13 protein-coding genes are annotated in these 13,744 nt (G+C 71.7%); 10 read left to right on the plus strand and 3 right to left on the minus strand.

Features of this window, described 5'->3' with window-relative positions; genetic code table 11:
• The 5 genes from mqnE to ABZ565_RS06715 all read left to right on the plus strand — a co-directional run.
• On the plus strand, positions 1-1,006 hold a 1,006-nt coding region (mqnE, locus tag ABZ565_RS06695), incomplete at its 5' end, for an aminofutalosine synthase MqnE (RefSeq protein WP_361021187.1).
• Positions 1,007-1,127: 121 nt separating this feature from the next.
• Entirely contained in the window at positions 1,128-1,652 is a 525-nt protein-coding gene (locus ABZ565_RS06700) for a GNAT family N-acetyltransferase (RefSeq protein WP_361021189.1), read from the plus strand.
• 133 nt (positions 1,653-1,785) lie between these two features.
• Entirely contained in the window at positions 1,786-2,040 is a 255-nt protein-coding gene (locus ABZ565_RS06705) for a DUF4229 domain-containing protein (protein ID WP_361021191.1), read from the plus strand.
• Positions 2,041-2,449: 409 nt separating this feature from the next.
• A complete protein-coding gene (locus tag ABZ565_RS06710; protein WP_361021193.1) occupies positions 2,450-3,796 on the plus strand; it encodes a dicarboxylate/amino acid:cation symporter in 1,347 nt (448 codons plus the stop codon).
• Between the two features lie 159 nt (positions 3,797-3,955).
• Complete coding sequence (locus ABZ565_RS06715; protein WP_361021898.1) at positions 3,956-4,576, plus strand: TetR/AcrR family transcriptional regulator; 621 nt, start codon at positions 3,956-3,958, stop codon at positions 4,574-4,576.
• Here ABZ565_RS06715 and ABZ565_RS06720 read toward each other — a convergent pair.
• Together ABZ565_RS06720 and ABZ565_RS06725 are read right to left on the minus strand one after the other, a co-directional pair.
• On the minus strand, positions 4,566-5,378 hold the full coding sequence (locus ABZ565_RS06720; RefSeq protein WP_361021195.1) for a MaoC/PaaZ C-terminal domain-containing protein: 813 nt from the start codon (positions 5,376-5,378) through the stop codon (positions 4,566-4,568). The two genes, ABZ565_RS06715 and ABZ565_RS06720, sit on opposite strands and share 11 nt — an antisense overlap.
• Before the next feature lie 4 nt (positions 5,379-5,382).
• Positions 5,383-6,702, minus strand: a complete 1,320-nt coding sequence (locus ABZ565_RS06725; protein ID WP_361021197.1) for a 3-oxoacyl-ACP reductase — start codon at positions 6,700-6,702, stop codon at positions 5,383-5,385.
• A gap of 76 nt (positions 6,703-6,778) precedes the next feature.
• Between ABZ565_RS06725 and ABZ565_RS06730 the strand changes: the two genes are divergently transcribed.
• Both ABZ565_RS06730 and ABZ565_RS06735 read left to right on the plus strand, forming a co-directional pair.
• Positions 6,779-8,056 (plus strand): acetyl-CoA C-acetyltransferase, encoded by a 1,278-nt coding sequence (locus tag ABZ565_RS06730; RefSeq protein ID WP_361021199.1) that lies wholly within the window; start codon positions 6,779-6,781, stop codon positions 8,054-8,056.
• 273 nt (positions 8,057-8,329) lie between these two features.
• Positions 8,330-10,243, plus strand: coding sequence for an AMP-dependent synthetase/ligase (locus tag ABZ565_RS06735; protein WP_361021201.1), 1,914 nt, complete (start codon positions 8,330-8,332; stop codon positions 10,241-10,243).
• Positions 10,244-10,271: 28 nt separating this feature from the next.
• On the opposite strand, the gene ABZ565_RS06740 is transcribed toward ABZ565_RS06735, so the two are convergent.
• Positions 10,272-10,994, minus strand: coding sequence for a helix-turn-helix domain-containing protein (locus tag ABZ565_RS06740; protein ID WP_361021203.1), 723 nt, complete (start codon positions 10,992-10,994; stop codon positions 10,272-10,274).
• A gap of 261 nt (positions 10,995-11,255) precedes the next feature.
• Between ABZ565_RS06740 and ABZ565_RS06745 the strand changes: the two genes are divergently transcribed.
• From ABZ565_RS06745 to ABZ565_RS06755, 3 genes are read left to right on the plus strand one after another with little or no spacing between them, the layout of a single operon-like run.
• Complete coding sequence (locus ABZ565_RS06745) at positions 11,256-11,924, plus strand: DUF4097 family beta strand repeat-containing protein (protein ID WP_361021205.1); 669 nt, start codon at positions 11,256-11,258, stop codon at positions 11,922-11,924.
• A 45-nt stretch (positions 11,925-11,969) separates the two neighbouring features.
• Positions 11,970-12,944: an ATP-binding cassette domain-containing protein gene (locus ABZ565_RS06750; protein WP_361021207.1), complete on the plus strand. Its 975-nt coding sequence runs from the start codon at positions 11,970-11,972 to the stop codon at positions 12,942-12,944.
• On the plus strand, positions 12,941-13,717 hold the full coding sequence (locus ABZ565_RS06755; protein ID WP_361021208.1) for an ABC transporter permease: 777 nt from the start codon (positions 12,941-12,943) through the stop codon (positions 13,715-13,717). Before ABZ565_RS06750 ends, ABZ565_RS06755 begins: the two co-directional genes overlap by 4 nt.
• Positions 13,718-13,744 lie beyond the last annotated feature (27 nt).

Here is a 13,744-nt window from a genome sequence, read left to right on the forward strand (position 1 = left end):
CTTCAACGTCAACCGCCACCTCAACATGACCAACGTGTGCACCGCCTCGTGCGCGTACTGCTCCTTCCAGCGCAAGCCGGGGGAGAAGGACGCGTACACCATGCGCATCGAGGAGGCGGTGAAGCTCGCCAAGGCGATGGAGGGCGAGAACCTCACCGAGCTGCACATCGTCAACGGGCTGCACCCCTCCCTGCCGTGGCGGTACTACCCGCGGTCGCTGAGCGCGCTCAAGGAGGCGCTGCCGCAGGTCTCCCTGAAGGCGTTCACCGCCACCGAGATCCACCACTTCGAGACCATCTCCGGGATGTCCGCGTCGGACATCCTCGACGAGCTGATCGAGGCCGGTCTGGAGTCGCTGACCGGCGGCGGCGCGGAGATCTTCGACTGGGAGGTCCGCCAGCACATCGTGGACCACCGGACGCACTGGGAGGACTGGTCGCGCATCCACCGCCTCGCCCACGAGAAGGGGCTGAAGACGCCGGCGACCATGCTGTACGGGCACATCGAGGAGCCCCGGCACCGCGTCGACCACGTGCTGCGGCTGCGTGAGCTCCAGGACGAGACCGGCGGCTTCCAGGTCTTCATCCCGCTGCGCTACCAGCACGACTTCGTGGACGTGAAGGACGGCAAGGTCCGCAACAAGCTCCAGGCGCGGACCACGATGGCGACCGGTGCCGAGGCGCTGAAGACCTTCGCGGTCTCCCGGCTGCTGTTCGACAACGTGCCGCACGTCAAGGTGTTCTGGGTGATGCACGGCGTGCAGACCGCTCAGCTCGCGCTCCAGCACGGCGCGGACGACATGGACGGCTCGGTCGTGGAGTACAAGATCACGCACGACGCGGACAACTACGGCACGCCGAACAAGCTGACCCGCGAGGACCTGCTCGACCTGATCCGCGACGCCGGCTTCCGCCCGGTGGAGCGCAACACCCGGTACGAGATCCTCCGCGAGTACCCGGGCCCGGACGCGGAGCGGCGCGAGTCGCCGCAGCCGATGCGGGTCTGACCCGGCGCGCGCCGCGCGCGACGCCGCATGTACGAAAGCTCCGGCCACCGTCCCCGGCCGGAGCTTTCTCGCGTTCCGGACACTGGTTGAGTCTACGGACTGTAATAGTTAATCTGCGCCTATGGCTCTTACATTCGAGGTGGATCCGGCGTTCGACCGCTCCGTGCGCGACGGCATCGTCACGCTCTGGGCCGATGTCTCCAACGCGGGTGGTGCGGTGGGCTTCGTTCCGCCCGTGTCGGAGGAGGACATCCGGCCCGAACTGCTCAAGCACCAGGTGGCCCTGACCGAGGGGCGGACCCGGCTGGTCGTCGGTTACGACGAGGAGGGGCGCATCGCCGCCACCGCGTTCCTCACGCTCAACACGCACCGGCTGATGCGGCACTGGCTGTGGGCGTACACCGTGATGGTCCACCCCCGCCACCAGGGCATGGGGTACGGCCGCGACCTCATGGCGGCCGTCGCGGACGCGGCCCGCGCGACCGAGGGCATCGAGGCCATCCGGCTCACCTGCCGGGGCGGCACCGGCGCCGACCGCTTCTACGCCGCCTGCGGCTACAAGGAGGTCGGGCGCGTCCCGGGCGCGATCCGGGTGGCCGAGGGCGACGACCGGGACGACATCTTCATGCTGCTGCCGCTGGGCTGACCGCCCCGGGACGCGGCCCAGCGAATCGATCGATTGCGGGGCATGCTTCACTGGTCGGGCAGGACTGTCGTACGTAGAGAGAGGGCCAGCCGTGTCCGCTGCCAAGCCGAGCGCAACGATCCGGTACACCGCGATGCGTCTCAGCATCTTCGTCGGCTGTTTCGTCGTCGCCGCCATCGCCGTCCACTTCGGAGTGGTGCCGTCCGGGGTCGGGGGGTCCAACGTCGTCTGGGTCATCCTGCTCGCGCTGGTGCTGTCCGCGCCGCTGAGCTTCGTCCTGCTGCGCAAGCAGCGCGACGAGATGTCCGAGCAGCTCGTCTCCTCGGTCGACCGCGCCAAGGCCCGCCTGGAGGCCAACCGCACGCGCGAGGACGGCGTGACCCCGTAAGGGGAACGTAAGCTTCCTCACACTCCGCGCCTTTCTCCGTCGAACCCCAGCGCGGGAGCAGCTGCTCCTGTACTGGGGTTTTTCGCGTCTCCAGGCGGAGTTGAGGATTCCGGGCGGCCGCAGTTCGTGGGCGGAGCGCTCTCTCGTACCAAAGAAGACCTTTGAGGTTCTCAAAGTTCAAGTGTTAACGTGTTCGGCATGAAGACTGATGTGCGCCTCCGATCTGCCACGAGCGTCCCGCTCGTGGAGCGCCTTCACGTCGATCTCTGCCGCTGTATGTCCGCGGTCTGTTGCCGCAACGTCTGATACCGGCACCATGCAGCGGCGCCGCCCCTGACGCGGGCGCCGCACCCCCGTCCCCCGCACACCGTCCCCGTGCGTCCCGATGCGTCACATCTGGAGTGTGTCCGTGTCCGCGAACCCCGCGTCCACAGCCGAGAAGCCCGCGGGCTCCGGCTTCCGCATACCCAAGGTCCCGTTCTGGGCCCAGATCGTCGCCGGTCTGGTCCTCGGCGTCCTGCTCGGCTGGCTCGCCCGCAGCCAGGACATCGACTGGCTGTACACCACGCTCGACAAGGTCGGCCACATCTTCGTCCAGCTGCTGAAGCTGGCCGTCGCGCCCCTCGTCTTCTTCGCGATCGTGGTGTCGATCACCAACCTGCGCAAGGTCAACAACGCCGCCCGGCTGGCCGGCCGCACCGTGCTCTGGTTCATGATCACCTCGCTGATCGCCGTGGCCATCGGCCTCGCGATCGGCCTGATCACCAACCCGGGCTCCGGCACCGGCCTCACCCCGAAGGACGGCAAGCTCCCCGAGCACGCCGGCTCCTGGCTCGACTTCCTGACCGGCATCATCCCGGACAACGTCATCACGCCGTTCGCCGAGCTGAACGTCCTCCAGATCGTCTTCATGGCCGCCGTCGCCGGTATCGCCGCCCTCAAGCTCGGTGAGAAGGCGCAGCCGATCCTCACCCTCAGCGAAGCCGTCCTGGAGCTCCTCCAGAAGGCCCTGTGGTGGGTCATCCGCCTCGCCCCGCTCGGCACCGTCGGCCTCATCGGCTACGCGATCGCCGACTACGGCTGGGACCTGATCGGCAAGTACGCGACGTTCACCGCCGACGTCTACATCGGCTGCGCCCTGGTGCTGTTCGTCGTCTACCCGGTGCTGCTCGCGACCGTCGCCAAGCTGAGCCCGCTCCAGTTCTTCAAGGGCGCCTGGCCCGCGATCCAGCTGGCGTTCGTCTCGCGCTCCTCGGTCGGCACCATGCCGGTCACCCAGAAGGTCACCGAGCGCCTGGGCGTCCCGAAGGAGTACGCCTCCTTCTCCGTCCCGTTCGGCGCCACCACCAAGATGGACGGCTGCGCCGCGATCTACCCGGCGCTCGCCGCGATCTTCATCGCGCAGATCTTCGACGTGCAGCTGGGTGTCGGCGACTACGTCCTGATCGCGTTCGTCTCGGTCATCGGCTCGGCGGCCACCGCCGGTCTGACCGGCGCCACGGTCATGCTGACGCTGACCCTGTCGACCCTGGGCCTCCCGCTGGAGGGCGTCGGCCTGCTGATGGCCATCGACCCGATCCTGGACATGATGCGCACCGCCACCAACGTGGCCGGCCAGGCGCTCGTCCCGGTGATCGTCTCGGCCCGCGAGAAGATCCTGGACCACGACGCCTACAACTCGGCCTCCGCCTCCCCGGTGGACGAGGACGAGGAGATCCGCGACACCGAGCCGGAGCGCGTCCCGGTCGCCGCCTGATCACCGCCGCATCACCCGAGGGCCCCTTCTCCCGCGCGGAGGAGGGGCCCTCGGCATTGCGGCGTACGACGGGGTCCGCGCGCCCCACGTACCCTTACCGGGGAGTAGTGCTGCGGGGGGCGGGAGGGAGTCGACGTGGGTGCTGTGCGGAACAAGCGGATGCCGCGCGCCGTGCGCGAGCAGCAGATGATGGACGCCGCGGTGCAGACGTTCGGGCAGCGGGGCTACCGGGCCGCCTCGATGGACGAGATCGCCGAGCTGGCCGGGGTGTCCAAGCCCCTGGTCTACCTGTACCTGAATTCAAAGGACGAGCTGTTCACCGCGTGCATCCGGCGCGAGGCGCAGGCGCTGCTGGCCGCCGTGCAGGGAGGCGTGGAGCCCGGACTCCCGGCCGACCGGCAACTCTGGGAGGGGCTGCGGGCGTTCTTCACGCACACCGCGGAGAACCCGGACGGCTGGGCGGTGCTGTACCGGCAGGCGCGGACGCACGGGGAGCCGTTCGCCACCGAGGTCCACGTGATGCGCGAGGAGATCGTCGCGTTCGTGACCGGTCTGATCGGCGCCGCCGCCCGCGAGGCGCACCACGACCCGGCGCTCCCGGACCGGGACGTGGCGGGCCTCGCGCAGGCCCTGGTGGGGGCCGCGGAGGCGCTGGCCGGCTGGGCCAACGAGACCCCGGGCGTCTCGGCCCGGGAGGCGGCGGCGACGATGATGAACTTCTCCTGGGCGGGCCTGGAGAACCTGATGAACGGCCGCCCGTGGCAGGCGCCTAGCCCGTAGTCCCGGTGAGGTGCACCCGCTCGCCGTCCCTGCCGCCGCGCAGCTCGAACGCCGTGCCGTCGGTGGCGTACGTGACCGTGCCGGGCAGCAGGACCGGGGCGCGGAAGTCGGCCCGTACGGTGCGCAGGGTGGCCGGGCCGGGGATCTCGGCCAGGCAGCGGGCGACGGTCCACATGCCGTGGGCGATGGCCCGGGGGAAGCCGAACAGCCGGGCGGTCAGCGGGTGGAGGTGGATGGGGTTGCGGTCGCCGGAGGCCGCACCGTACCGCCGCCCGAGGTTGCCGGGCAGCTGCCATTCGGCGACGGCGGGGAGAGGCGCGGAGGGTTCTCCCTCGGGGGCCGCTTCCGTACGCGTCGCGTGCCGGGACAGATAGCCGCTGCGGGACTCCCACACCAGCTCGCCCGCGAGCCGCGCCTCGGTCACCACGGTGACCTCCGTGCCGCGCCGGTGCGGGCTCAACTCCTGCGCGTACACCGTGAGTTCGAGCGAATTCTCCGGCCGGAGGGTGCGGTGGGCGGCGATCTCGACCCAGGTGTGGACGAGGCCGGTGACCGGGAGCGGGAAGTCGCGGCGGGTCATCAGCCGCATGGCCAGGGGGAACGCCAGGACGTGCGGGTACGTCAACGGCAGCGGCCCGGTCGCCGGGAAGCCGCAGATCGTGCGGTACGCGGCGAGGCGTCCGGGTGCGAGGGGCGCGGCGGGCAGGTGGAGGCGGCCGGCGGGGAGGGTGGCGCCGGGGCGTCCGGCCCGCTTGAAGGGCGAGGTGACGGCGCCCCGGGCCAGTGAGAGGGTCAGGCTCATCGGGTCACGCCCCCAGCAGGCTCTGGCCGCAGACCCGGACGATCTGGCCGTTGACCGCGGCGGACGCGGGCTGGGCGAACCAGGCGGTGGTCTCGGCGACGTCGGCCGGCAGGCCGCCCTGCGCGAGGGAGTTCATCCGGCGGCCCGCCTCGCGGATGACGAGCGGGACGGCGGCGGTCATCTTCGTCTCGATGAAGCCGGGGGCGACCGCGTTGACGGTGACGCCGTGGTCGGCGGCGGCGCGCGGGGCCAGCGAGCGGACGAGGCCGATGATGCCGGCCTTGCTGGCCGCGTAGTTGGTCTGGCCGTTGTTGCCGGCGATGCCCGCGATGGAGGCGGTGGCGACGATCCGGCCGCCCCGGTTGACGGTGCCCGCCTTCAGCAGCGCGTCGGTGGTGCGCAGGACGCTGTCCAGGTTGACGTCGATGACCTGGGCCCAGCGGTCGGCGGGCATGTTGGCGAGCCGGCGGTCGCGGGTGATGCCGGCGTTGTGGACGAGGACGTCGAGCCCGTCGGGCGCGGCGGCGGCGATGCGTTGGGCGGCGTCCTCGGCGGTGATGTCGAGGGGGAGCGCGGTGGCGCCGAGGCGGTCGGCGGTGCGGACCAGGTCCTCCTGGGCCTGGGGCACGTCCAGGCAGATGACCTGGGCGCCGTCGCGGGCCAGGACCGAGGCGACGGAGGCCCCGATGCCCCGGGCGGCGCCGGTGACCAGGGCGGTCCGGCCGGCGAGCGGGGCGGCCCAGTCGCGGACCTGGCCGGGGGCGGCGTCGGTGACCTCGATGACCTGGCCGCTGACGTACGCGGACCGGGGCGAGAGCAGGAAGCGCAGGGTGGACTCGGCGGAGGCGACGGCGGACGGGGCGATCCGGACCAGCTGCACGGTGGCGCCCCTGCCGATCTCCTTGCCGAGCGAGCGCGTGAAGCCCTCCAGGGCCTGCTGGGCGGCGGCCTGGTGGTGGTCCTCCGGCGAGGGCCGCACCCCGATGACGACGACCCGGCCGCCGGGGGCGAGCGAGCGGACGACGGGGTGGAGGGCGGCGTGTACGGCCCCGAGCCCGGCGGCGGTCTCCACGGCGGTCGCGTCGAGCACGAGCGCGGCGGGCCGGTCCGCGCGGGTGAGGACCTCCAGGCCGGTGGCGGTGAGGACGGCGGCCAGCTCCTCGGTGACGGCGGACTTCCCGGCGGTGAGGTGGAGGACGGGGCCGGTGAGCGTCGGCGTCTCCAGGGTCCAGCGGCGCAGCCGGGCGGGCTGCGGGAGACCGAGTTTCCGGGTGAGGAACTTGCCGGGTGCCGTGCCGGTCAGGTGCAGATAGCGGTCGGCCATTGTCCAGACTCCCTGCTCGGTCGTAGATTTACTCTGGAGTAAGGTTACTCAAGAGTCAGGAGCTGGTCGAGATGAGTTGGTCGAGTTGATTCCCCTCGCACTCCCGCGGCCCCGCCGGGTCGCGGTCATCGGCGGCAGCCGCATCCCGTTCGCCCGGTCCGACGGGCCCTACGCCCAGGTCTCCAACCAGCAGATGCTGACCGCCGCGCTCGACGGCCTGGTCGACCGGTTCGGGCTCCGGGGCGAGCGCGTCGGGGAGTTCGCGGCGGGCGCGGTCCTCAAGCACAGCCGCGACTTCAACCTGGCCCGCGAGACGGTCCTCGGCTCGCGGCTCGACCCGCGCACCCCCGCGTACGACGTCCAGCAGGCGTGCGGCACGGGCCTCCAGGCGGTGATCGCCGCCGCGAACAAGATCATGCTCGGGGCGATCGACTCCGCGATCGCGGGCGGAACGGACACCACCAGCGACGCCCCGCTCGGCGTCAACGACGAACTGCGCCGGCTGCTGCTCTCCGTCCGGCGCGCGAAGTCGGCGGGCGCCCGCGCGAAGGCCCTCACGGGCGTACGGCCCCGGCACCTCGTCCCGGACATCCCACGCAACGCGGAACCCCGCACCGGGCTCTCGATGGGCGACCACGCGGCGCTCACCGCCCGGCAGTGGGACATCGGCCGCGCCGAGCAGGACCTCCTGGCCGCCACCAGCCACCAGCGGCTCGCCGCCGCGTACGAACGGGGCTTCCTGGACGACCTCGTCGTCCCGTACCAGGGCCTGGAACGCGACCAGAACCTGCGCCCCGGCTCCACGGTGGAGAAACTCGCCACCCTGAAGCCGGTGTTCGGCACGGACCACCCCGACGCGACGATGACCGCGGGCAACTCGACGCCGCTGACGGACGGCGCCGCGACCGTGCTGCTGGCGAGCGAGGAGTGGGCCGAGGCGCACGGGCTCGAACCGCAGGCGTACCTCTCGCTGTACGAGACCGCCGCGGTGGACTACGTGAAGGGCGAGGACGGGCTGCTGATGGCGCCCGCGTACGCCGTGCCCCGGCTGCTGGAGCGGGCCGGGCTCGGGATCGAGGACTTCGACCTCTTCGAGATCCACGAGGCGTTCGCCTCCCAGGTGCTGGCCACGCTGGCCGCCTGGGAGAAGCAAGGGCTCGCGCCCGTCGACCGGTCCCGGCTGAACGTCGCGGGTTCCTCGCTCGCCACCGGCCACCCCTTCGCCGCGACGGGCGCCCGCATCGTCGCCACCCTGGCCAAGCTCCTCGCGGAACGGGAGGGCCCGGGCCGCGGCCTGATCTCGATCTGCGCGGCGGGCGGCCAGGGGGTCACGGCGATCCTCGAACGCGTGTGAGGGGCGCGGCGGGCCGCGCGGAGGAGGCCCGCTCTCCGGTCGGCGTCCGGTGCGTCCGCGCCCGGGTGGGACCCGTTCACGAACGGTGTCCGTCGCGCCCGCGTGGGAGGGGTCCGTTCTCCGGGCGGTGTCCGTCGCGCCCGCGTGGGAGGGGTCCGTTTTCCTGGCGGTGTCCGTCGCGCCCGCGTGGGAAAGGCCCGTTTTCCTGGCGGCGCCCGCCGCCCCCGTACGACAGCAGTGAACCCGCCCGTCCCCCTTGCCGAGGAGCCGCACGTGTCCACGCCATCCGCCCCTTCCCCCGCACCCGCCGTCCCCGCCCTGGTCGAGCCGACGATGCGGCGGGACGCCCACGGCACCGTCCGGCAGGTGTCCGTACCGGCGTTCGCCCCGGCCGTCCGGCGCGGATCGCTCGCCGAGATCCCGTTCGACAACGCCCGCGAGGCCCCCGCCGACGCCGTCCTCAGCCGCAAGCAGCCGGACGGCAGCTGGCAGGACGTGTCCGCCGCCGACTTCGCCGCCGAGGTGCTGGCCGTCGCCAAGGGCCTGATCGCGGAGGGGCTGCGGGCCGGTGAGCGGATCGCGATCATGGCCCGTACGACGTACGAGTGGACGCTGCTCGACTTCGCGGCCTGGGCGGCGGGCCTCGTCACCGTGCCCATCTACCCGACCTCGTCCGCCTTCCAGGCCCGCTGGATCCTTCAGGACTCCGGGGCCGTGGCGTGCGCGGTCGAGACCGCCGACCAGGGCCGGATCATCAGCCAGGAACGCAAGCAGCTCGCGGGGCTCGCGCACCTCTGGCAGTTCGACACGGGCGCGCTCGGCCGGCTGAAGAAGCTCGGCGGGGATCTTCCGGACGACGCCGTCGCCGAGCGCCGCGCGACCCTGGAGCCGGAGACCCCGGCCACCCTGATCTACACCTCGGGCACCACGGGCCGCCCGAAGGGGTGCGTGCTGACCCACGGCAACTTCTTCGCCGAGGTCGACAACGCCATCGAGCTGCTGCACCCGGTCTTCAAGTCGGTGAGCAAGTACCCCGCGTCGACCCTGCTGTTCCTGCCGCTGTCCCACGTCTTCGGCCGGATGGTCGCGATCGGCTGCCTGCGCGCCCGCGTCCGCCTCGGCCACGCGCCGTCGATCCGGACGGAGGACCTGCTCGCCGATCTGGCCGGTTTCAAGCCGTCGTTCCTGCTGGCGATCCCGTACGTCCTGGAGAAGGTCTACAACACGGGCCGGGCCACCGCCGAGAAGATGGGCCGCGCCTCCTCCTTCGACCGGGCCGCCCGCATCGCCCAGCGCTACGGGCAGGCCGTCGAGGCCGCCGAACACGGCACCGGCCCCGGCCCCGGCCTCGGGCTGCGCGCCGCGCGGGCGCTGTACGACCCGCTGGTCTACCGCCGCATCCGGGCGGCGCTCGGCGGGCACGTCCGGTACGCGATCTGCGGGGGCTCCCCGCTGGGGCGGCGGCTGGCGGCGTTCTACGCGGGCGCCGGCATCGAGATCTTCGAGGGCTACGGCCTGACCGAGACGACCGCCGCCGCCACGGTCACCCCGCCGCTCAAGCCCCGCCTGGGCACGGTGGGTTGGCCGATGCCCGGCACCGCCGTACGCATAGCCGACGACGGGGAGGTGCTGCTCAGCGGCGGGCAGGTGTTCCAGGGGTACTGGGACGCCGAGCGCGGCGCGGCGGCACCCGTGCTCGACGGTGGCTGGTTCGCGACGGGGGACCTGGGCGCGCTCGACCAGGACGGCTACCTCACGATCACCGGCCGCAAGAAGGACATCATCATCACGTCGGGCGGCAAGAACGTCACCCCGGCCCCGCTGGAGGACTGGCTGCGCGCCCATCCGCTGGTCAGCCAGTGCATGGTGGTCGGCGACAACCGCTCCTTCGTCACGGCCCTGATCACGCTGGAGCCGGACGGGCTCGCGCACTGGTGCCGGATGCGCAAGAAGCAGGACGTCCCGATGCGCGAACTCGTCCACGACGACGAACTGCGCACCACGCTCCAGCGCGCGGTGGACGAGGCCAACCGCCTGGTCTCCCGCGCCGAGTCGATCCGCAAGTTCACCGTGCTGCCGGTGGACTTCACGGAGGAGGCCGGCCACCTGACGCCGTCCCTGAAGCTGAAACGGGACGCGATCGCGCGGGACTTCGCGGGGGAGATCGAGGAGCTGTACCGGAAGTGAGGGGTGGGCGAAGGGCTCTGAGGGCCCGTCAAGCTGAAGTGTCCGGGGCCTTCGTGTGGAGGATGGCGCGGGCCTGTTCGGCGGCGCGCGCTATCGACTCGGAGACGAAGTCCAGGTAGCGGGCCATGTTCTCCAGGCGGGTGCCCGCCGCCGTGTCCGCGCCCAGGACGGGGACGCCCTCGCGGGCGGTCTCGGCGAGCTGGGCGGTCGAGCGGGCGCTCGCCATCATCGACTGGTGCATGATGTCGTCGTCCACGACGTAGCGCTCCCGGCGCCCGTCGCGTTCCCGGCGGACCATGCTCTGGGTCTCCAGGAACGCGACCGCCTTGGACACGGAGGCCGGGCTGACCTTCAGGTGTGCGGAGAGTTCGCCGGCGGTGAGGCTGCCGGTGTCGCTGAGGGTCAGGGCCGCGAGAACCCTCGACATCATCAGGGGTGCGCCCGAGGCCGTCATGGCCGTCGTGAACATCTCCTCGTACGCGCGCACCGCCTCGGCGTCCCGGCCGTAGGGCTGCGGGCCCGGGCGCGCGTCGCGGGGCGCGGGGTTCTTCCGGCGGTGGGCGCGCTGCTCGGTGGTGCGGTGGGCGACGTCGGCGCGGTAGCCGACCGGGCCGCCGTTGCGCGTCACCTCGCGGGTGATGGTCGAGGTGGGGCGGTCCAGCTGCCTCGCGATCTCGGCGTAGGCCAGGCCGTCGGCCAGGCCCCGGGCGATCTGGCGGCGTTCCTGCTGGGTGAGCCTGCCTCCCGGCATCGCGTACTCCTTTGTGGCGCGGGCCCGGCCGTGCGGTGGCCGGTGCGCCGACTATAGCGTTCGCTAGCAGACCATTGCAACGGTTCGCACGGCGGGCGTTGCGTTACTCCAGAGCCCATTGCTCCAACTTCTCTGTTTTGACGTGCGGTTACGCGTATCTGATGCAACAAGTGTGTTGCCGGGTTCGTGAATGCAACGTAGCGTTTCCCTCATCGGAAAGCGCGAACCACTCCGGTTCGCACATCCCAGAAGGAGCGCACCATGCCGAAGTTCGACACCCCCGCCGCCGTCACCGCCCACGTCGAGATCGCCGCCGGTCTCATCCGCTTCATCGCCGCCGACCGCGCCGACACCGTGGTCGAGGTCCTCCCCGCCGACCCCTCCAAGAGCCGCGACACCAAGGCCGCCGGCCGCGTCGAGGTCGCCTACGCCGACGGCGTCCTGGACATCCGGGCTGCCAAGGAGGGGCGCAGCCGGCTCCTCGGTGAGTCCGGTGCCGTCGAGATCACCGTCCAGCTGCCCGCCGGCTCCCACGTCGAGGCGAAGGCCGCCGCCGCGGAGTTCCGGGGCGTCGGACGCCTCGGGGACGTCGTGTTCGAGGGCGGCCACCGCTCCGTCAAGGTGGACGAGGCCGCGAGCGCCCGGCTCGCCGGGATGGACGCCACCGTCACCATCGGCCGCCTCACCGGCCCCGGAGAAATCAGCACCCAGCGCGGCGACGTGATCGTCAACGAGGCCACCCGCGGCGCGCTCACCCTCACCGCCGTGCAGGGCGACATCAGGGTCGGCGCGGCGCGCGGCGTCTCGGCCTCGCTCGACGCGGGCACCGTCGTCGGCCGCATCGACAACGCGCTGAAGAACGACGGCGAGCCGGCCCTGGCCATCAAGGCGAGCACCACCCAGGGCGACATCACCGCCCGCAGCCTCTGACCGACCACCTCCCCCCACCTCGCAGAAGCAGAAGGAGCCACACCCATGACGAACCCGGCCATCGCGGCGAACGGACTGCGCAAGGCGTACGGCGACAAGACCGTGCTCGACGGGGTCGACTTCAGCATCCCGGCCGGAACGGTGTTCGCCCTGCTCGGTCCGAACGGCGCCGGGAAGACGACCGCCGTCAAGATCCTCTCCACACTCATCCCACCCGGCCAAGGGTCCGGCGCGATCAGCGTCGGGGGCCACGACCTGGCCACCGACGCGCAGGCGGTGCGCGCCGCGATCGGTGTCACCGGCCAGTTCTCCGCCGTCGACGGGCTGATCACCGGCGAGGAGAACCTGCTCCTGATGGCGGACCTGCACCACCTGCCGAAGGCCGAGGGGCGGCGGGTCACCGCCGAACTCCTGGAGCGCTTCGACCTCACGGAGGCGGCGAAGAAGCCCGCGTCCACCTACTCGGGCGGTATGAAGCGCCGCCTCGACATCGCGATGACCCTCGTCGGGAACCCGCGCATCATCTTCCTGGACGAGCCGACCACCGGGCTCGACCCGCGCAGCCGGCACGGCATGTGGCAGATGATCCGCGGGCTGGTCGGCGACGGGGTGACCGTCTTCCTCACCACCCAGTACCTCGAAGAGGCCGACGAACTCGCCGACCGCATCGCCGTCCTGCACAACGGCAAGCTGGTGGCCGAGGGGAGCGCCGAGGAGCTGAAGCGGATCGTCCCCGGCGGGCACGTCCGGCTGCGGTTCAGCGACCCCGCCGCCTACCGGGACGCGGCGGCCCACCTCGGCGGTGACGCCGTCCGCGACGACGCCGCGCTGGCCCTGCAACTCCCCAGCGACGGTACGCAGAGCATCCTGCGCTCCATCCTCGACCGGCTGGACGCCGCCGGGATCGAGGCGGACGAGCTCACCGTCCACACCCCCGACCTGGACGACGTCTTCTTCGCGCTGACCGAAGCCGACGCCTCCGCCACCATCCCCGCCCCGACCAAGGAGTCCGTCCGATGAGCACCCTCTCCCTCGCCGTGCGCGACTCGTCCACGATGCTCCGCCGCAACCTCCTGCACGCCAGGCGCTACCCCTCGCTCACCCTCAACCTGCTGCTCACCCCGGTGATGCTGCTCCTGCTGTTCGTCTACATCTTCGGCGACACCATGAGCGGCGGCGCGGGCCGCGACGCGTACATCGCGTACATCGTGCCCGGCATCCTGCTCATGACCATCGGCTCGACCACCGTCGGCACCGCCGTCTCCGTCTCCATGGACATGAACGAGGGCATCATCGCCCGCTTCCGCACCATGGCCATCCACCGGGGCTCGATCCTCTTCGGCCATGTGGTGGGCAGTGTCCTGCGGACGCTGATGAGCGTCGTCGTCGTCGGGGCGGTCGGGGTGGCCATGGGCTTCCGCTCCACCGACGCCACCGTCCTGGAATGGCTCGGCGCCCTCGGGCTGCTCGTCCTCTTCACCCTGGCCTTCACCTGGATCGCCGTGGGCATGGGCCTGGGCAGCCCCAACGCGGAGGCCGCCAGCAACAACGCCACGCCGCTGATCCTGCTGCCCCTGATCTCCAGCGCGTTCGTCCCGCTGGACTCGATGCCCGGCTGGTTCCAGCCGATCGCCGAGTACCAGCCCTTCACCCCCGCGATCGAGACCCTGCGCGGACTGCTGCTCGGTACGGAGATCGGCAACAGCGGCTGGCTCGCCCTCGGCTGGTGTGTGGGCCTCGCGGTCCTCGGCTACTTCTGGTCCAAGGCGCAGTTCGACCGGGAAGCCAAGTAGGGGCCCGTCCTCCCCCCTCGGCCGGCC

The sequence above is a fragment of the Streptomyces sp. NPDC016469 genome (assembly GCF_040632905.1).
Taxonomy (GTDB): Bacteria; Actinomycetota; Actinomycetes; order Streptomycetales; family Streptomycetaceae; genus Streptomyces.

Coding starts and splice junctions, on each gene's coding strand:
- ABZ565_RS06705 (WP_361021191.1), top strand. CDS start 1,786: ATGCGTCTCAGCATCTTCGTCGGCTGTTTCGTCGTCGCCGCCATCGCC.
- ABZ565_RS06700 (WP_361021189.1), top strand. CDS start 1,128: ATGGCTCTTACATTCGAGGTGGATCCGGCGTTCGACCGCTCCGTGCGC.
- ABZ565_RS06725 (WP_361021197.1), bottom strand. CDS start 6,702: ATGGCCGACCGCTATCTGCACCTGACCGGCACGGCACCCGGCAAGTTC.
- ABZ565_RS06715 (WP_361021898.1), top strand. CDS start 3,956: ATGCCGCGCGCCGTGCGCGAGCAGCAGATGATGGACGCCGCGGTGCAG.
- ABZ565_RS06740 (WP_361021203.1), bottom strand. CDS start 10,994: ATGCCGGGAGGCAGGCTCACCCAGCAGGAACGCCGCCAGATCGCCCGG.
- ABZ565_RS06755 (WP_361021208.1), top strand. CDS start 12,941: ATGAGCACCCTCTCCCTCGCCGTGCGCGACTCGTCCACGATGCTCCGC.
- ABZ565_RS06745 (WP_361021205.1), top strand. CDS start 11,256: ATGCCGAAGTTCGACACCCCCGCCGCCGTCACCGCCCACGTCGAGATC.
- ABZ565_RS06750 (WP_361021207.1), top strand. CDS start 11,970: ATGACGAACCCGGCCATCGCGGCGAACGGACTGCGCAAGGCGTACGGC.
- ABZ565_RS06720 (WP_361021195.1), bottom strand. CDS start 5,378: ATGAGCCTGACCCTCTCACTGGCCCGGGGCGCCGTCACCTCGCCCTTC.